General features: G+C 37.5%; 18 protein-coding genes and 1 pseudogene. 13 read left to right on the plus strand and 6 right to left on the minus strand.

Annotated elements, in window-relative coordinates; translation table 11 throughout:
• The first annotated feature begins 124 nt into the window (after positions 1-124).
• The 11 genes from PN497_RS01305 to PN497_RS01355 all read left to right on the plus strand — a co-directional run bounded on the left by PN497_RS01305 (position 125) and on the right by PN497_RS01355 (position 10,277).
• Complete coding sequence (locus PN497_RS01305; protein ID WP_096572485.1) at positions 125-1,165, plus strand: NADP(H)-dependent aldo-keto reductase; 1,041 nt, start codon at positions 125-127, stop codon at positions 1,163-1,165.
• Between the two features lie 82 nt (positions 1,166-1,247).
• Complete coding sequence (locus tag PN497_RS01310) at positions 1,248-2,219, plus strand: threo-3-hydroxy-L-aspartate ammonia-lyase (protein ID WP_096572484.1); 972 nt, start codon at positions 1,248-1,250, stop codon at positions 2,217-2,219.
• A gap of 183 nt (positions 2,220-2,402) precedes the next feature.
• Entirely contained in the window at positions 2,403-3,059 is a 657-nt protein-coding gene (locus tag PN497_RS01315) for a class I SAM-dependent methyltransferase family protein (protein WP_096572483.1), read from the plus strand.
• A gap of 3 nt (positions 3,060-3,062) precedes the next feature.
• Positions 3,063-4,274 (plus strand): glutathione S-transferase family protein, encoded by a 1,212-nt coding sequence (locus PN497_RS01320; protein ID WP_096572482.1) that lies wholly within the window; start codon positions 3,063-3,065, stop codon positions 4,272-4,274.
• Between the two features lie 22 nt (positions 4,275-4,296).
• Positions 4,297-4,737, plus strand: coding sequence for a protein tyrosine phosphatase family protein (locus PN497_RS01325; RefSeq protein WP_096572481.1), 441 nt, complete (start codon positions 4,297-4,299; stop codon positions 4,735-4,737).
• A 134-nt stretch (positions 4,738-4,871) separates the two neighbouring features.
• Positions 4,872-5,672: an SDR family oxidoreductase gene (locus PN497_RS01330; protein ID WP_096572480.1), complete on the plus strand. Its 801-nt coding sequence runs from the start codon at positions 4,872-4,874 to the stop codon at positions 5,670-5,672.
• Between the two features lie 170 nt (positions 5,673-5,842).
• The gene (locus PN497_RS01335; RefSeq protein ID WP_096572904.1) at positions 5,843-7,468 is read left to right on the plus strand and encodes an FAD-dependent oxidoreductase; all 1,626 of its coding nucleotides are present in this window, start codon (positions 5,843-5,845) and stop codon (positions 7,466-7,468) included.
• Between the two features lie 211 nt (positions 7,469-7,679).
• Positions 7,680-8,009, plus strand: a complete 330-nt coding sequence (locus PN497_RS01340; protein ID WP_096572479.1) for a 4Fe-4S binding protein — start codon at positions 7,680-7,682, stop codon at positions 8,007-8,009.
• Positions 8,010-8,207: 198 nt separating this feature from the next.
• Positions 8,208-9,155 (plus strand): D-2-hydroxyacid dehydrogenase, encoded by a 948-nt coding sequence (locus PN497_RS01345; RefSeq protein WP_096572478.1) that lies wholly within the window; start codon positions 8,208-8,210, stop codon positions 9,153-9,155.
• 106 nt (positions 9,156-9,261) lie between these two features.
• Positions 9,262-9,492, plus strand: a complete 231-nt coding sequence (locus PN497_RS01350; protein ID WP_096572477.1) for a hypothetical protein — start codon at positions 9,262-9,264, stop codon at positions 9,490-9,492.
• Positions 9,493-9,500: 8 nt separating this feature from the next.
• The gene (locus PN497_RS01355; RefSeq protein ID WP_096572476.1) at positions 9,501-10,277 is read left to right on the plus strand and encodes a phosphate/phosphite/phosphonate ABC transporter substrate-binding protein; all 777 of its coding nucleotides are present in this window, start codon (positions 9,501-9,503) and stop codon (positions 10,275-10,277) included.
• Between the two features lie 105 nt (positions 10,278-10,382).
• Here PN497_RS01355 and PN497_RS01360 read toward each other — a convergent pair whose 3' ends face one another.
• A complete protein-coding gene (locus PN497_RS01360) occupies positions 10,383-11,633 on the minus strand; it encodes a tetratricopeptide repeat protein (protein ID WP_096572475.1) in 1,251 nt (416 codons plus the stop codon).
• Positions 11,634-11,911: 278 nt separating this feature from the next.
• Here PN497_RS01360 and PN497_RS01365 point away from each other — a divergent pair.
• Together PN497_RS01365 and chrA are read left to right on the plus strand one after the other, a co-directional pair.
• Positions 11,912-12,188, plus strand: a pseudogene (locus tag PN497_RS01365) (NAD(P)-dependent oxidoreductase); the annotation flags it as partial.
• A gap of 74 nt (positions 12,189-12,262) precedes the next feature.
• A complete protein-coding gene (gene chrA, locus PN497_RS01370) occupies positions 12,263-13,468 on the plus strand; it encodes a chromate efflux transporter (protein ID WP_096572474.1) in 1,206 nt (401 codons plus the stop codon).
• Between the two features lie 191 nt (positions 13,469-13,659).
• On the opposite strand, the gene PN497_RS01375 is transcribed toward chrA, so the two are convergent.
• The 5 genes from PN497_RS01375 to PN497_RS01395 form a co-directional block, all read right to left on the minus strand.
• Complete coding sequence (locus tag PN497_RS01375) at positions 13,660-14,190, minus strand: MgtC/SapB family protein (protein WP_096572473.1); 531 nt, start codon at positions 14,188-14,190, stop codon at positions 13,660-13,662.
• Positions 14,191-14,606: 416 nt separating this feature from the next.
• Complete coding sequence (locus tag PN497_RS01380) at positions 14,607-15,638, minus strand: aliphatic sulfonate ABC transporter substrate-binding protein (RefSeq protein WP_096572472.1); 1,032 nt, start codon at positions 15,636-15,638, stop codon at positions 14,607-14,609.
• A 335-nt stretch (positions 15,639-15,973) separates the two neighbouring features.
• Positions 15,974-17,236: an MFS transporter gene (locus PN497_RS01385; protein ID WP_096572471.1), complete on the minus strand. Its 1,263-nt coding sequence runs from the start codon at positions 17,234-17,236 to the stop codon at positions 15,974-15,976.
• A 222-nt stretch (positions 17,237-17,458) separates the two neighbouring features.
• Entirely contained in the window at positions 17,459-18,208 is a 750-nt protein-coding gene (locus PN497_RS01390; RefSeq protein ID WP_096572470.1) for an SDR family NAD(P)-dependent oxidoreductase, read from the minus strand.
• A gap of 72 nt (positions 18,209-18,280) precedes the next feature.
• A complete protein-coding gene (locus tag PN497_RS01395) occupies positions 18,281-19,333 on the minus strand; it encodes an Mrp/NBP35 family ATP-binding protein (RefSeq protein WP_236103992.1) in 1,053 nt (350 codons plus the stop codon).
• Positions 19,334-19,337: the final 4 nt, after the last annotated feature.

The raw sequence follows: 19,337 nt of genomic DNA on the forward strand, positions 1-19,337 counted from the left end.
GTATGATAGTATAGTTGTCAAGCTATTAACTCCGATAAATCGGTAGATTTAGTGTATGTTTAAAAGATAGCGATATTATTAGTTTTTGTAACAAAATGGAATTAAGGAGCATTATTCAAACATTATGAAATACAACCAACTTCCTGGAAGCGACCTCAAGGTTTCAGAAATTTGCTTGGGAACGATGACCTATGGGCATCAAAATACTATTGAGGAGGCGCATCAACAACTTGACTATGGTGTTGCCCAAGGGATAAATTTCTTAGATACTGCGGAAATGTACCCTGTACCTCCTCGCGGCGAAACCCAAGGAAAAACTGAGGCTTATATTGGGGAATGGTTAAAGAAACAGCAACGAGATAAACTCATAGTTGCGACTAAAATAGCTGGTCCCGGTCGTCCTTTTTCCTGGTTGAGAGGTGGAAATAATAAAGTTGACCGTGAGAATATTACACAGGCTGTAAATGATAGTTTGCAGAGATTACAAACTGATTATATAGACTTGTATCAAATTCATTGGCCTGATCGTTATGTTCCTACATTTGGACAGACAAGTTATAATCCAGAATTAGAAAGGGAAACTGTGCCTATTGCGGAACAGTTACAGGCGTTTGCTGATGTGATTAAAGCTGGAAAGATTCGTTATTTGGGTTTAAGCAATGAAACACCTTGGGGAGTAAGTGAGTTTGTTCGCATTGCTAATGATTTGGGATTACCTAAAGTTCTGACAACTCAAAATGCTTACAATTTACTCAATCGTAATTTTGAATCAGGTTTAGCTGAAGTTTATCGTTATACAGATGTGGGTTTATTGGCTTATAGTCCTCTTGGGTTTGGGTTTTTAACTGGTAAATACATAGAAAATCAACAGTTAGAAAATACAAGAATATCTCTGTTTCCTGGTTTTGGGCAACGTTATTTGAAACCCAATGTACAAGAAGCGGTTAAGGCTTATGTGGAGATTGCTAAAAAGTATAATCTTTCAGCGACTCAGTTAGCGATCGCATTTGTCAAAAGTCGCTGGTTTGTGAAAAGTACAATTATTGGGGCAACAACTTTGGCACAATTGCAGGAAAATATAGATAGTGTCAATGTGGTTTTGGATAAAGAGATTTTCGCAGAAATAGATGCAATTCATACTCGTTATCCTAATCCAGCACCTTAACCGAGTTTTGTAAAAAAATACAAAGCAAAATTCTCACCTCACTTAATATTAGTGGTGGTGAGAGTTACTTTATGAAAAAATAATGTTATTATCTGATTTTGTTACTATTACTGATGTAAAAGCCGCACAAAAACGGCTTGTGGGTATTGCTCATCAAACACCAGTAATTACCTCTGGTACTGTCAATGAACTGACTCAAAGCCAAGTATTTTTTAAATGCGAAAATTTCCAACGGACGGGAGCATTTAAGTTTCGTGGTGCTTATAATGCCCTAGTCCAATTATCAGTAGAACAGAAAATAAAAGGCGTTATTACCTATTCTTCAGGAAATCATGCCCAAGCGATCGCTTTAGCCGGGAAATTACTCAATATTCCCACCATTGTAGTTATGCCTGATGATGCACCAATAGTCAAACAAACTGCAACTCGCAGCTATGGTGCAGAAGTCATTTTGTACAACCGTGACACAACTAACCGGGAAGAATTAACCAAAAATCTCGCAGCAGAACGCCAATTAACTTTAATTCCACCTTATGATTATCCTCATGTCATTGCTGGACAAGGTACAACTGCATTAGAACTAATTCAAGAAGTGGGACAACTAGACTACTTATTGGTATGTTGCGGTGGTGGTGGATTAATTTCTGGTTGTGCGATCGCAACAAAAGCACTTTTACCTAATTGTAAAATAATTGGTGTAGAACCAGAATTAGCTGATGATGCTACTCGCTCTTTTTACAGCAAAACCCTGCAAACTGTCTATAATCCCCAGACCATTGCTGATGGTGTCAGGACTCCCAGTTTAGGTAAAATCACCTTTCCCCTAGTCTTAGAATACGTAGATGATATGGTGACTGTATCGGAAGCAGCCATCATTCGCACCATGTTCTTTATTTGGGAACGCTTAAAAATCGTTGTTGAACCCACTGGAGTCATAGCCGCAGCCGCATTATTAGAAGGTAGCGTTAAAGCACCAGCAGCGAGAATTGGCGTAATTATCAGTGGTGGAAATGTAGACTTAGCGCAAGTTAGTCAATTATTACAAACCACTTAATCATTTTTCGTATTACTAGCTAGAGAGCTAATTATTTAACTACTTGATTTTCTGTAAATTGATATGTTAATCTGTATTTATCCTTAAACTACTAATTCTCGATAGGTTTACCGTATATTAAAATTGGAGTGATAAAAAACACACTCCAAAATCTAAGTTTTTAGCAATCGGGGAATCTTTTTTATGCCAAAAGATTGGTTAGAATGGCACGATCTTTACAACACTGAACCCAAATTACAGCAGCGTTTAGAAATCGTGCAGGAATATATTTCCTATAGTTTAGATCACTCCCCAATAGGAGCTATTCGGGTAGTTAGTGTTTGCGCTGGTGATGGACGAGATTTATTAGGAACATTAGCAAATCATCCCCGTACTAAAGATGTATATGCAAGATTAGTAGAAATCAATCCTGGGTTAGTTGAACGGGGACGTGCGACTATAGAATCATTGGGTCTAACAAAACAAATTGAGTTTATCAATGGTGATGCAACTGCTGCTGATAACTATGTAGGAGCAGTACCAGCAGATATTGTCATTGTCTGTGGTATTTTTGGCAATTTAGCTGATGAAAATGAACTCAATCGTTTATTAGGAAATCTCAGTTTTCTGAGTAAAAAAGGCACATTTGTGCTTTGGACTCGTGGACATTCTAACGGTATTGCTTATTCAGAAACCGTGCGTAAATACTTCCGTGATTTTGGATTTGAGGAAGTTAACTTTAAACTCACAGCAACAGGAGATATGGGAGTAGGAATTCATCGTTATTTAGGTGAACATCTACCTACACCAAAAGAAGAAGAATTATTTGTATTTTCCGGCGTTCCAAATAAAGCGAGATAAGAAATGGCCATTGCAAGCACTACCATATCCAGTTGGGAACAATTATTAGAAAAAGCTCGACAAAATACCCCCGCCCGTCGAGTTAAAAGACCAGGACAAGCACCTTCTACTACTCCTATTCCTAGTAGTCTGTATAAACTTCCCCCTGAGAGAAAACCACCAGTATTGTTATATAGAGATAGTAACTCTTGGTGTCCTTTCTGCGAAAGAGTTTGGTTTGCGTTAGAAGAAAAACAAATTCCCTTTGAAACAGAATTTATTGATCTGAGTAATAAGCCGAAATGGTACACAGATTTAGTGCCAACAACTCTTGTACCTGCTGCTAAAATTGAGGGTAAGTTAGTTTATGAATCTAAAGATATTCTTTTAGAATTGGAAGAGCATTTTGGGGAAACGTTATTACCAGAAGATCCAGAAGAAAATGCGATCGCCAGACAATGGGTTGAAGATGCAGAAACCAATGGTTTTCGGGATATTGCCTATAAATTCTTGAGACAACCTCCAGAAGATGCCAAAGAATTAGCAAATTTACAAGCAGAATTTGAAGCTAAATTAGATGAAATTGAAAAGACTTTAGGGAGATATCCAAAACCCTATTTTTTATCAACATTTAGCCTGGTAGATATTATGTATAGTCCCCATTTAGATAGATTGGCGGCTAATTTACCAGTATATAGAGGATATCACATCAAAGGAAATCCTCGTTTTCCTCTCATCAATGTTTGGTTTGCAGCACTTAAAAAACGTCCTGCTTACAACAGAGTTAAATCAGACAACATTACTAATAATTTACTTTTAAGGCGGAGATTTGGCATAGAACCTATTGGTAATCCCTTACCTTTAGATTTAGCTGAGGCTGAATTTATTGAATATCGTGCAGAAGCGGCTGAAAGATTAAGTGATAATCGAGAAGTTGCTATTAGCGATATTCTCAAAAATTCTGGAGTTCAATCTTTAGGTGATATCTCAATCATTAAAGACGCTGTGGATTTTCACCTACGATTATTAGCTGATTATCTCCTGAATGGTAATAACGAATTATTACCAGGCGGTAGAACTGGAGGTAAAGAAAGTATAGATCCAATTATCGCTGCTACAGGGACTATTACGCTGGCTTATATCAGAAATAGAATTTGTGCGCCACGAGATATGAGTGCTGGCGCTGCTACTGCATTACGAGCAGCAGCAGATAAAGTTTTTGCATCTATTTATTGATTTGATAACAAGAGGAATTAAAATGACTGATTTTAAAAAGGTGAGCAATGATTTGAGTATTGCCGGACAAATTTCATCCGATGAATTAAAACAATTGTCAATAGAAGGTTTCAAATCAGTTTTAAATTTACGTTCTCCTGATGAAAATGGTTTTGTTCACGATGAAAAGCAGGAAGCACAAATTGTAGGACTGGAATATACAAACATTCCCTTAAATTCTCAAGCGGCAAATCAAAAATTAACAGCAGAAGCAATTCAAGCTATTGAGAAATTGCCGAAACCAATTTTAATTCACTGTGCTGGTGGTGCAAGAGCCGGAGGAATAGCCTTAATAGCAGAAGCAATTCAAGCAGATTTAACCTATGAACAAATTGCTCAAAAAGCTAATGAATTAGGAATTAATTTAGAACAGCCACATCTCAAGCAATTTTTATTAGAAAAATTTGCAGCCAGACAAAATTAAATTTTCATCTCAGGAGCAAATAAAAATTCAAAATCTAAAACTTAAAATCTAAAACTTTGTGTCTTTGCTCCTTTACCTCTTGGCGCGAAATACATTAACGAATCCACTGGGTAAATTTATCGGGTACAACTGTTATGAGTTTAGAACTAAATCTATCAGGTAAAACAGCAATTGTTACAGGTGGTAGTGCCGGAATTGGATTAGCTACCGCCAAAGGTTTATATAGTGAAGGTGTGAATGTCGTTATTGCTGCTCGCAACCAAAAAAGACTTGATCAAGCAGTAATTGATATTCAATCCTTAGATGATACAAATGCTAAAGTTATTGGTGTGAGTGCCGATTTAACTAAAGCAGAAGATATTGAAAAAGTTGTTTCTAAAACATTAGAACAATTTGGAAAAATTGATATCTTGATTAATAATGCTGGTTCAGCCCGTGCAGGGTCATTTTTAGAATTAAGTGATGAAGCATTTTTAGATGCTTGGAATTTAAAACTTTTGGGTTATATTCGCTTTGTGAGAGCCGTTGTACCTCATCTAAAAAAACAGGGTGATGGACGTATTGTTAACATTATCGGTGGTGCTGGACGTACACCCCGTCCTAATTTCCTACCAGGAGGAACGACAAATGCAGCATTGCTCAACTTTACACGAGGCATTTCTAAAGAATTAGCCCTAGATAATATTAAAATTAATGCCATTTCTCCTGGTTTAACAGACACAGAAAGAGCGAAAACTTTAGCAGTGCAAAATGCAGAGAGTTTGAGTATTACTGTGGATGAATATCAAGCCCAAGCAGTAAAATCAATACCTTTAGGAAAAATAGTTCAACCTGAAGAAATTGCTGCACTAGCTTTATTTTTAGTTTCTGATTTAGCTAGTTCTATTACTGGTGCAGAAATTCAAGTTGATGGTGGAACTACACCGGGAGTCTAAGTTATTACGTAGGTTGGGTTAAGCGACAGCGCAACCCAACATTTTCAGAATTTTGTTGGGTTTCCTTACGTCAAACGCCACTCGTTTCCAGCCGGGAAACCCGTCCACAACGGTGGCTTCCCAACCTACGGTTTTTCAATCAATTAATGTTACAAAAAAGAGGAAGTTCCATGACTCAAAAACAACTATTTTCGCAAGATAGCGATTTTGATCAAACCTTATTAGCTGATGTGTTAGTAATTGGTGGTGGTCCTGCTGGTACTTGGTCGGCTTGGAGTGCTGCTAATACTGGTGCAAAAGTGGTTTTAGTAGATAAAGGCTATTGTGGTACAAGTGGCTGTGCTGCTGCATCAGGTAACGGTGTGTGGTATGTCCCACCAGAACCCGACAGTAGAGAAGCAGCAATGGCTTCCAGGGAGGCTTTAGGAGGTTTTTTATCTAGCCGTGATTGGATGCAACGGGTACTAGATCAAACTTATGCGAACGTCAACCAACTAGCTGAATGGGGTTATCCCTTTCCTAGAGATGAAGACGGTAGACTCTATCGGCGCAGTCTCCAAGGTCCAGAATATATGCGTTTGATGCGGCAACAAATAAAACGGGCAGGGGTGAAAATTTTAGATCACAGTCCGGCTTTGCAGTTGTTGGTAGATGCAGAAGGGGCTGTAGCTGGGGCGACAGGGGTTAACCGTCAGACTGGTGAAAAGTGGGTTGTGCGATCGCATTCAGTGATCATTGCTACCGGAGGCTGTGCTTTCTTGAGTAAAGCCTTGGGTTGCAATGTGCTAACAGGGGATGGATACCTGATGGCAGCCGAAGCGGGTGCAGATATGTCAGGAATGGAATTTTCCAACGCCTATGGCATCGCACCTGCTTTTTCTTCTGTAACTAAAACCCTATTCTATAATTGGGCAACTTTCACCTACGAGGATGGTATACCTATCCCCGGCGCTGGTTCGCAAAAAGGGCGTTCTGTCATTGCCGAAACTTTGCTAACTCAGCCTGTTTACGCCATCATTGACAAAGCATCAGAAGAAATGCGGGTGACAATGCGTTTATCTCAACCCAATTTCTTCCTACCTTTTGATCGTGCAGGTATTGATCCCTTTACTCAACGTTTCCCTGTCACCTTGCGTTTAGAGGGGACTGTTCGAGGCACAGGTGGCATTAGAATTACTGATTATACTTGTGGTAGTTCTGTACGTGGACTCTATGCCGCCGGTGATGCCGCAACCAGAGAATTAATTTGTGGTGGCTTTACCGGTGGTGGTAGTCATAACGCAGCTTGGGCACTATCTTCAGGATATTGGGCAGGACAGTCTGCGGCTAGATACTCCCATAATTTAGGTATGCAAGCCAACCAAAGACCAGTTCAAGCTGTAGGTGGTGTAGGATTTATCTCTGGTAGTGAGAAGCAAATTCACACTGAAGACATCATTAAAGCTACTCAAGCGGAAGTTTTCCCATACAATCACAATTATTTCCGTAATGAAAAAACTTTAAGGGAATCATTGCAAAGATTACATTTCCTTTGGCATAAAATTCGTCATAGTGAAGTTGCAGATAATAGTAATATTGTCCGCACAAGGGAAGCTGCGGGAATGGTAGCCACAGCTAGATGGATGTATAGCAGTGCCTTGGAACGGAAAGAAACTCGCGGAATGCACAAACATTTAGATTATTCACAACAGGATGCTAACCAACATCATTATTTAATTAGTGGTGGTTTGGATCAAGTATGGGTAAAAGCTGCACCTATCCAGGAAACAAAAGCGAAAGAACTCGTAACTGTTTAATTGTAGGTTGGAGAGCCATCGCCTTGGACGGGTTTCCCGTCTTGTGGCGAATGGCGTTTGACGCCAGGAAACCCAACATGATTACAACTTAAATTGAACGCAGATGAACGCAGATAAAGATGGATTAATTAAGGGATTTCAGGATTATGTGCAGCCTCACATAAAATTGGCTTAACCCAACCTACATCAATATTAATTTTGGTTTTTTATTATGATTGAATTAGTTAGTGAATCCCGGTGCATTCAATGTAATCTCTGTGTGAAAGTTTGCCCAACAAATGTTTTTGATAAAGTACCAGATGCACCTCCAAAAATTGCCAGACAAAGCGATTGTCAAACCTGCTTTATGTGTGAATTATATTGTCCAGTTGATGCGCTGTATGTTGCCCCAGACGTAGAACCATTAACAGGGATCAACGAAGAATCATTAGCAGAATCTCAACTTTTAGGCAGTTATCGTAAAAATATTGGTTGGGGAAAATCTGTTACAACCACAGCTAAAGAAGACTCAACATATAAATTGTTGGAGAAGATGAAATAGAATATCAAAAATAATCGAAGTTATCAATTATGAAACGGGAGCATCCCAATTTTGAAAAAATAATTGCAGCAACACTAAAAAATCTCTTAAACTCTCTTAGCTTTGAGTCCTTTGTGTCCTTTGCGGTTCAATCATATCAAGTCTTTAGAACATTTTGACCTTAGATAAAAATAAATTTACACATTTGGGAGACTCCCTATGAAACTGATTTTACCAGTAGAAATTGCCCATGAGATTGAGCCGCATTTACCTAAAAATACTATTGTATTGCGTGTAGATAGTGAGGGTAATATAGATGGTGATGCCACAGATGCAGAAGTTTATTTTAGTTGGTTTTATCTCAAACCAACTACTTTACATCGAGTATTATATGCAGCGCCTTCATTACGTTGGCATCATGCCCCAAATGCGGGTGTCAATCATATTTTGACACCAAAATATTTAGAAAGAGATTTAATTTTAACTAATGGTGCAGGGGTTCATGGTATCCCTATTGCTGAATTTGTGATTACTTATCTACTGGCTTATTCTAAACGATTACCAAGTTTATATAAACTACAAAATGAGCATGATTGGCAAAGAGGTTTACCAATTCAAGAATTATTCGAGAAAACTTTATTAATTATCGGCGCAGGTGGAATTGGTCAAGAAATTGCGGTTCGTGCTAAAGCTTTTGGAATGCGTATTTTTGGCAGTTCTCGTCATCCAAAACCATTACCAAACTTTGATAAAGTAGTTGGTGCTAATGATTGGAAAGAACTACTTCCAGAAGCAGAATTTGTGGTGATTGCTACACCTTTAACGCCGGAAACAAAGGGAATAATTGATGTGGAAACCCTGCGTTTATTCCGCCCAGATTCCTATTTAATTAATATTGCACGAGGGGCAATTGTTGATGAATCAGCACTTATACAGGCTTTACAGGAAGGTTGGATTGCTGGGGCGGCTTTAGATACAGTATTTATAGAACCATTACCAGCAGAAAGTCCTTTGTGGACATTGCCAAATGTGTTTATTACACCCCATTGTTCTGGAAATTCTCCTAGAGTTAAAGAGCGAACGCTTGCTTTATTTCTTGATAATTTCACTCGCTATCGTCAAGGTAAGCCTTTACGCAATGTGGTAGATAAAACTGCTGGTTATTAGGAATTTTTATTCGTCAAAATAGGAAAACCAGATTTTTTTTGATATAATCTACGGTAAGCCTATCGAGTTGCTGTGCTTTAGTTTTTTATTGACAAGAGAATTTATCATGACATTAGGCCAAGACATTAATATTCAGATCCATCAAAAAGCATATCCTCATTTTTTAGGGAAGGTATCAGAACTAGGAGTATCCTTATTTAAGGGGACATGGTGGTATATTTATCCTTATATAATAGTTTTCAAAATCATGCTGCTTGCTTTTGCTAGTCTCAGTTTTTTATATATTCATTACTCTAGGCAAAAGCTAATTAAAATGTTCCAAAATAGCAGTGTTTAAAAAAAAGAATGACTAAGATTACAAAATTACAGGCTGTATCTTATTTAGCTCCTAATTATTTTGGATTATATCAGGAGATTACAGCTTATTTAGGTCGTGTTTTACAAGTAGAAATTGCACTACATCAAAGTAAATACGACCCCTTAAAAGACACTCTATTATTTAAAGACCAAATAGACTTGGCTTTTATTTGTGGATTACCACTAATTCGTTATAGTCAAATAGCACCAAATCAATTACAGACATTAGTTGCGCCTGTGATGCAATCATCTCGATATGGTGATTGTCCTATATACTATGCAGATGTGATTGTTAAGACTGATAGCAATATTCAGAAGTTTGCTGATTTATCAGGGAAAACTTTTTGCTATAACGACTCTGGTTCTAATAGTGGTTATCATTTACTTTGGCGGTGGTTGAGTCAAGAAAAATATTCACCCAATTTCTGGGGAAAATCTTTAGAATCAGGTTCTCATCAACGTTCTATTCGTTGGGTAGTTGAAGGACTGGCTGATTGTGCAGCCATTGATAGTGTTGTATTAGAACAAGAATTACGGGATTTTCCTGAATTATCACACCATTTACGTGTGGTGCAAATAATCGGACCCTCTCCTATGCCACCATTGGTAACAGCGCGGCGTTTAGGTATCTCTTTGATTCAGCAAATGCAATTGGCTCTACTCCAACCAGATGCTCAGTTGCAAGAAATTATGAAACAATTTAGTGTTAAGCGTTTTGATGCAGTGAAGTTAGAGAATTATCGGGTACTTAATCAGTGCCAATAATATAGGGACGGGCAAGACTTGTACTGAGCAGTTCGACAAGCTCACTGTAACACTTGCCGTTAGCGTGGCGTGGCGTTAGCCATAGTATGCCCATCCCATAAGATTTTAAGCACTAATAGGATAAATTCGATGCTGCTTTTGTTCGCGCAAGAGAGCATCTTGATAAATTTCTGCAAATAATACTCGCTGTGCATGACTTCCCCCAATCTCATGCAACCGCGATAATACAAATTTGAGTTCGTTAACAGTTGTCTGGAAATCACCTTGAGCATGAGCTACCATGCCCTTAGCCGCGGGAATTGCTATCTTTACCCAACTCCTGCGGAGAAAGGGATTAATACTCAAGGCGTGATGTTCCATACTTTGAAGCATTTCTTTTACCCAGTTATTGTGTCCAGCTTTGGTAAGGGCATAGACATAATGCAAATCCTGGAATGGTAATGCGTGTTCATCAATGCGACTGTAAAGATAAGGACTGATATCTTGCCAACGGTTGCCTACATCTACCCCACGTAATTCTAGCCGTAATAACATGGAAATTGCCCCTACTTGGTCTTTGGGAGATTGTTTGTTAGCACGTTGCCAAATATGCTCATCGTAGATTTTCAGAACCTTTTCGTAGTTTTCTAATTGCCAATAATACAGTGCTATATGCCACCAGTTGTGGGTATAAAGCATAGAGTTACAGTTGTCCCAGGTGTATGCAAAATTCTCCATCCAAATTATTCCCTCCTGGGTTCTTCCTTGGGTTTCCATTACATGAGCAATAGCATGATGCGCCCAAGGATCATATATATTTAACGCTATCGCCTCAAGTGCCATTTTTTCTGCTGCTGGTAATTGGTGACATTGTTCTAAGCCAAAAGCCACCATCCCATATAGATAATCTTGTTGGGGATTGTTAGGTAAAACTTTTTGGGCAATTTCTAGTAATTTTTCTTTATTACCTGTATAAAAATAGTGATATTGCCCCTGCTGCACGGAAATTAAATCAGTGGGAAATTGATTGGTAATCTCTTCATGAAGGGCTATTGCTACATCAATCTCTTGATTTGCCCAAGCTAAAATTGCTTCTACGTATAACTGTTCTCTGGCAGTAATTTTGCCTAAATTTCTTTGTGCGACTTGCAAATATGGTTGTGCCTGTTGCCAATCTTTTGTACTTTCTTGACTCAGATGATAAGCGGCTGCATAAGCATTAGCTAAAGCACAATTTGGATCAGCGTCAACTGCTTCTAAAATCGCTGTTTTTGCATCTTTACCATAAGCAAGGGATTGATCAATAAAACGGTTAATAGCAGCGATCGCTTCGGCTGAATCTGTTGTCACTAACAGCCCTTGTCCATCTTTAAGCATCATAAATTCCTTGCAGCAAGATTTATAAAGTAAATTTTTAACTACGGTAACTCGGTCGGAATACTGTACTTAACAGCTAGATTATGCCACAACCTCTCCCAAACCGCAAGCAAAAACTACGGTAAGTTGATAAAGTTACCGGAGAATATATCTTTGCAAAGCTTTATTTCCGAGAACTACCTCGATGAATGAATGCTGTCGATTGGGTTTAATCTAAATAAATACAAAATTACGGTATAATAGTTAAGTCACTTGAATTGGGTGTTATTAATGCAGCCACTACATTTTTAATTAATATTGCGCGAGGGGCAATTGTTGATGAATCAGCACTTACTCAGGTGGATTTCTGGGGCAGCTTTAGACACTGTATTTACAGAACCATTACCAGCAGAAGGTCCTTTGTGGACATTGCCAAATGTGTTTATTACACCCCATTGTTCTGGAAATTCTCCTAGAGTCAAAGAGAGAACACTTGCCCTATTTCTTGACAATTTCAACCGCTATTGTCAAGGTAAGTCTTTACGCAATGTGGTAGATAAAACTGCTGGTTATTAAATAATAATAAATATAAAATAAGTAGGGATAAACGTAAGTTTGCTTTTACATTTTTAACGTAGATTACGCAGGCTATGCAGTATAACTTATTTAGTCGGTTGGGTGAAATAGCTACACTATTTTTTAAATTGGGTGTTATTGGCTTTGGTGGACCAGTTGCCCATATTGCCATGATTGAAGATGAAGTAGTGAAGCGTCGTCGGTGGTTGACACAAGACCATTTTCTGGATTTACTAGGTGCAACTAATTTGATTCCTGGTCCCAATTCCACTGAAATGGCAATTCATGTCGGATATATTTATGCAGGATGGCCAGGGTTAATTGTCTCAGGTGTTTGTTTTATATTACCTGCGGTTTTAATAACAGGGATATTTGCCTGGATTTATGTTAATTATGGTAGTTTACCTCAAATTTCACCTTTACTTTATGGTATCAAACCTGCTGTTTTAGCGGTTATTGTAAATTCCCTTTGGGGTTTAGCAAAAAAAGCGGTTAAAAACCGTCAATTACTGATTATTGCTATAGCTGTAGGATTATTGGTATTAATTCGGCAAGTGAATGAAGTAATTGCCTTATTGTTTGGAGGATTACTAGGTATGATTTGGTTACATCCTAGAAATCAAGACAAACCACCAGGAAATAAACCTAACTTATTGATTGCTGTCTTAACTACAGGGGCAACTTTACAGACAACATCTACAATTAGCACTGTGGCAGGTACATCTATTCCTTTATGGCAATTAGGTTGGTTTTTTCTGAAAGTTGGTAGTGTTTTGTTTGGTGGTGGCTATGTGCTAATTGCATTTTTGCAGGGGGGATTAGTTCAAGAATATGGCTGGTTAACACAACAGCAGCTACTAGATGCGATCGCTATTGGTCAATTTACCCCTGGTCCAGTGCTGTCTACTGCCACTTTTATCGGCTATGTCTTAGCTGGTATACCTGGTGCGATAGTAGCTACCATTGGTATTTTTCTACCATCTTTTCTCTTTGTTGCTGCCTTAAATCCGATTATTCCCCGTTTACGCAGTTCTGCTTGGATAAGATCATTTTTAGATGCTGTGAATGCCAGTGCTGTAGCACTGATGGTAGTAGCTACCTTGCAACTGGGAATAGCTACTTTAAAAATAGCAAAACCACCCTATGTAGATATTTTGGGGATAGCGATCGCACTCATCTCCACAGTTTTGATTACTCGTTACCGCATTAATGCTGCTTGGCTAGTTTTAGGTAGTAGTTTAATTGGTTATGGTGCTATGGCTTTAGGCTATATCAAATAAAAAATTGTTGAATATTTTAGCAGAGAAAATTCACGGAAAGGATTTTTCAGCAACCCCTAATTAGAGAAATATTTTTTTTACAGCAGATTGGAGATTATGAAGTACATTAGCCTATTGAACTTCAAGTTTTAAAACTATCTTCTAAAATTGACGTACCTCATTTACTCCAAAAGTGCTGTCATTATTTACTGTTAATCATCATCATCAGCAGGAGCATTTAGCTGTGAAGCAATTGGTTGATTATTTTGACCAATTAAAAATCTAAAAAAACGATTAAGTCGCTTCATACCACTCAAAGTAATTAAAGTCAAAAATCCTCCCAACAATCCCATTTGCCACAAACCACAACCAATAGCTGCTCCTAATCCTGCCGCTGTCCAAACACAGGCCGCTGTAGTCAAACCCCGTACTTTTGGCACTTCAGATTTTCTGGGAGATTCTTGCAAAATTAATCCTGCACCAAGAAAGCCTATACCAGTAGTTACACCTTGAATAGTACGACTCAGAGCATTAGTCGCAGCAAACGAACTTTCACCTTCAGCTTGCAAAGGAATCATCACAAATAATGCTGCTCCCATAGTCACCAGCATAAATGTCCTCATCCCTGCTGCTCTACCACCTTTCTGGCGATTCAATCCAATTATGCAACCGACTAAAAGTGCCAGTATTAGTCTAAAACCTATATGTATCCAATCATCGGCAGCCAAAAACATTACACTCATGGATTGATTCCTCTGAAAGATGGAACGGAGTTTTGCACCTATTACCCACAGGAGAAAAGATTACCTATTGATGATTGCAGCAAATATAACTCCAGTAAGTTGATAGGTTTAAAGTAGTTGGTTTTTACTTTAACAGAAAATTAACAATAAGTAAAATAACTTAGGTACTGCCCAATAGCTACAGCAGTTGAGAAAGCTGCCGCATATCATTAAAAACTATCTTTGTATAATTGGTGCGCTATCTACTAACACTCCATCCCAATCAAAAATTACAAGTTTGAACTGAGTTTTGTCCATATTGTTATCTATATCATTAGATATATCCAGCAGAAATTAAATATACGTTTCCCCTGACCTTTGTAAGGACAATTTATGAATTGTCCCTACGATAATTGTAACTACTAAGTCTAATGAGTCTACTTCAGTCGTTTAGGTGTAATAGCTTCAGCTAATTGAGCAGGTAAAGTTGCATCCTTAACATTTATCTTGCGGGGAATAACTTTTTCTTCAAAATAGAAATCTGCCACTCGCTGTTGTTCAGAAATAATAGCAGGTGTGAGTTTTCTTAACCGATATGTACGTCGCCGTGCTACAACTTCTAAAACTGATACATCTATTTTCAATTCCGGTGCAAAAGCTTTGGCGACTTCCTTAGGGTTTTTATCAGCCCATTCTCCTACCTTGTCTGCTTCTTCTAAAAATACTTTTGTTAATTCGGGATTTTTAGTAACAAATTCCCGTCTACCGATATAAAATCCGCCGAGAGTATTAATCCCTGATGCATTTCTCAAATTACGAATAGGAATAGTTTTCTCTACAAGAGCTAAAAAGGGATCACCACCTACCCAAACTTCAACTTTATTTTGAATGAAAGCATCACGGGCTTCAGATGGAGTTAATCCCACAACTTGAACATCACTAATCTTTAAACCCACTTCTTTTAAAGCTTTAGCTAATAAATAATGGGCGTTTGATCCACGTTGAAAGGCAACTTTCTTACCCTTAATATCCGCTAATTTCTTAATCGGAGAATCGGCTCTGACTATAATACCTTGTCCTAGTCCTCTACTGGGTACACGCCCAGCAATATAAATGACTTCTGTGACACCTGCCGCTTGGGAAAATATTGGGGGTGTTTCTCCCACAGTACCGATATCAACTTTACCTGCATTCATTGCTTCTATTAATTGTGGACCGGCTGGAAATGGTCCCACCCAATTCACCTTTACACCTAAGGCTTGAAAACGTGGTTCAACAACTTTTCTGATTTTGACAATATCACCAGAAGTTTGATAAGCTAAGTTGATTACTTTAGAAGTAAATCCAGGTTTTGTCTGAGCTTGGCTTGTTTCCAATAAACTACTTGTTATGGGTATAGATAGAAAAAACAATCCCAATAACAACCGTGTTAAAACTATAGGACGTTGTGCTAAAAATTGTGTTTTCATAGATGAAATATTCAGAGTGTATTTGAAGTTGAATAAAATTTTAGAAAAACTACTGTATGTCTACCGTAATTAAGTAGTTGCAGATATTAATATTGCATGAATAAATCCTAAAATCAAGTATTTTCTAATACATTTTTCTCTAAAAATTTGAATTTGGTTTAAGCATTCGACTAATCGCTGAGGTTTAATCGCTGAGGTTTAAATAATTGCAAGTATTTATTTATAACATTAATTTATACCCAGATCCTGAATCATTTGATTTATTGTGTTAACCAATCATCAATTGATGTCAGAAGTCGGGGATCTTATTTTATCTATATGTTTATAAATAATCATTAAAAAAGTAAGCCCATTTCTTCATATATTGGGTTTACCACTTTTCTGATAGTCGATATTTTTGTGGCAAAAGAATAAGTTACAAAAATACAACAAACACCGCTAAATAATAAAGCATTAGCAACACCAATATAATTTGCTAATCCTCCGAAAAATAAATTACCAAGAGGCAATATTCCCAAAAAAGTAGTCATAAATATACTAGTTACTCGTCCTCTTTTATCTTCTTCCACTAAAATTACTTGCATAAAATTACTAATTGAAGCTAAAGTTAGTGTGTTAGTTAATCCCACAATAAAGATCAATACTAAACAAACTTCTAGCTGTGTTGAGCGAGAAAATAATATTAAGGATACTCCCAGCACTAAAGTAGAAATTGCCATAACTTTTTCTAGTCCTATGACTTGCTTGCGCTGCATTAGATAAATACCAGAAAAAATAGAACCAAAAGCTGTAGAAGTCATCAAAAAACCCATTGTTCCTGCATTTCCTTTCAGCACTTCTTTAGCAAATATCGGTATAAGATTTACATGAGTCATTGCCATAAAGCAAACTATCATTTGCAATATTAAAATAGCTTTAATAGGCACAAAATTATAAACAAAAATAAATCCTTCTTTCAAGTTATACCAGATTTTTGGAGGTTTTGATATGGATGAAATATTGATATTTGTTTTTATCTGCATAGTGAAGATAACTAATATAAAAGGCAAATAACTAATAGCATCTACTAAAAAACATAAACCTGCTGCATTTCTAACAAGTATCAAACCCCCAATCATCGGACTAACAAATTTAGCTGTATTCATTAAAAATGAATGCACAGCCATCACAGTATAAGTATCACTTCTATTTTCTAGTAATCTAGGAAGAGTTACTTGACGTGCTGGTAAATCAAAAGCTTTTACTGTGCCTTGAAGAATACCAATAATAATAATATATGTAAAATTAATCTGATTACTAAAAGTTAAAAAGGTTAATAGTGAAGATAGGAAAATAGATACTATCTGGGTAGTTAATAGAACATACCTTAAATTCCATCTATCTAATAATACTCCTACCAATGGTGTAATCACTAAACCCATAGCTTGATTGCTAAATCCAGCTATACCAACTAACATGGCTGAATCTGTCAATTGATAAACCAGCCATACCAAGGTAATTTGTGTCATCCAAGAGCCGAAAAAAGACACGCTTTCCCCAATCAAAAAAGCAGATACTTTGTTATTTTTATTTAATGATTTTACATTTTCTTCTAACATTAATATTACCTATTTTTTCGGTATAATTGTGAATAGCTGTCAGTATCATCTGAGAGGATGTTTTAAAAGTGGTATACCGTAATTTTAATCACATTGCTACCCCCCTTCTTGTAAAAGGGGGAAACAATAAAAATACAGTTCCCTCCCCTTTATAAGGGGGGGTTAGGGAGGGGTAAAAATATGTGATACACCATGACAGAATTTTCAAACAACCTCTGAGTATCATCGATCTTGCAAAGTTGGGCGAATTAAGATTTCATTCACATTTACGTGCTGTGGTTGGGTAATAGCATAAACTATTGCTGCTGCTATATCTTCACTTTGTAATGGTGTAATTGCTTTGCGTCTGGCTTCAATTTCCTGTTTAGCTACCACATCAGTAATATGCTGATCAATTTCTGTTTCAACTAAACCAGGCTCAATAATAGTAACACGGATATTATCTTGATAAACTTCCTGTCTTAATGCTTCCGAAAAGGCATTTACACCCCATTTAGTGACATTATAACCAGCCATTCCTGCACGAGCGATGCGGCCTGCTACGGATGAAATATTAACGATATGTCCTGATTTTTGCGTTTTGAATATAGGTAAGACTGTACGAGTTGCATACATTAACCCCAAGACATTAATATCAATCATTTTTCGCCAATTTGCGGGATCTGCATTTTCAATCCTGCCAGGAAATGATATACCTGCATTGTTTACTAAAATATCTACGCGACCAAATTTTGCATTAGCTTTTTGGATCAAATTTTGAACCTGTGCTTCATCGGTAATATCTGCAACAACAGATAATCCTTGTCCACCATTTTCAGTAATATACTTTATTATCGCTTCTAAACGGTCTCTCCTTCTAGCTGCAATTACTACTTTTGCTCCTTCTGCTGCTAATGAAATAGCCGTAGCTTTACCAATTCCCGAAGATGCTCCCGTAATAATAGCCACCTTACCATCTAATTTACCTGCCATAGTAAACACCCATTGATTAATTTTAAAGTACGGTATCTTGATAAAATTACTGTAGATTTAAAATTAACGATATCACAGATCATTAGAAAAAGCAAAAAAAGTAGCTTCTAATGCCGTAGCAATGTGTATAAATATTTGACTTGTAATTGTGCTAGAGTCAGCAAGAGTAAGAGGTTGTCCAGTATCACCACCATTACAAATACGCGGATCGAGGGGAATTTTACCTAAAAGCGGTGCTTGGAGTTCATTAGACAGTTTTTCACCGCCACCACTACCAAAAATCGGAGTTTCTTCGCCATTTACGCCCATAAAATAGCTCATATTTTCGATAATACCGAGAACAGGAACACCCACTTGACGAAACATATAGATACTGCGACGCACATCAGAAATCGCCACTTCTTGAGGTGTTGTTACTAATATGACTCCACAAATCGGGCTTTCTTGCACAATCGTGATTTGAGCATCACCAGTACCGGGAGGTAAATCTATTAACAAATAGTCCAATTCTCCCCATTCAACATCATGTATAAATTGAGTAATGATTTTATGTAATACTGGTCCACGCCATGCTAGAGGATGATCTGGTTCTGCCAACAATCCTACAGACATGACTTTGATACCATGAGCTTGTAACGGTAAAAATTTCTGACCATTAACAGTATCAATAACTGTAACTTCCGATTGTCCTAACCCTAACATCTGAGGAACATTAGGACCATAAACATCAGCATCTAATAACCCAACTTTTGCTCCTTTTAACCTCAAAGCTGCTGCTAAATTAACTGCGGTTGTGGATTTACCTACACCTCCTTTACCGCTAGATATGGCTAATGTCGTTTTCACTCCTGGAATTGTACAAATTTGAATATAGATTTTTTTACACCAAGATAATGATGATAATACCGCTTTAATCTCTGCTTCTAAATGCTGTTGACGAGAACCTATATACAAGCGCAAATAAATATATTGATCAACTATCCGTAGATTTCGCACCATTCCCAAACTAACGATATCGTTTTTCAGACTGGGTTCAATTACTTGTTTGAGGAGTTGGATAACTTCTTCTTGTGGGAGATGGGAAGAATCTCTTTGTAGTTCTTCTTGCAAAAGGCCATTGTTCAAATCT

It is taken from the genome of Sphaerospermopsis kisseleviana CS-549, from assembly GCF_028329225.1.
Taxonomy (GTDB): Bacteria; Cyanobacteriota; Cyanobacteriia; order Cyanobacteriales; family Nostocaceae; genus Sphaerospermopsis; species Sphaerospermopsis kisseleviana.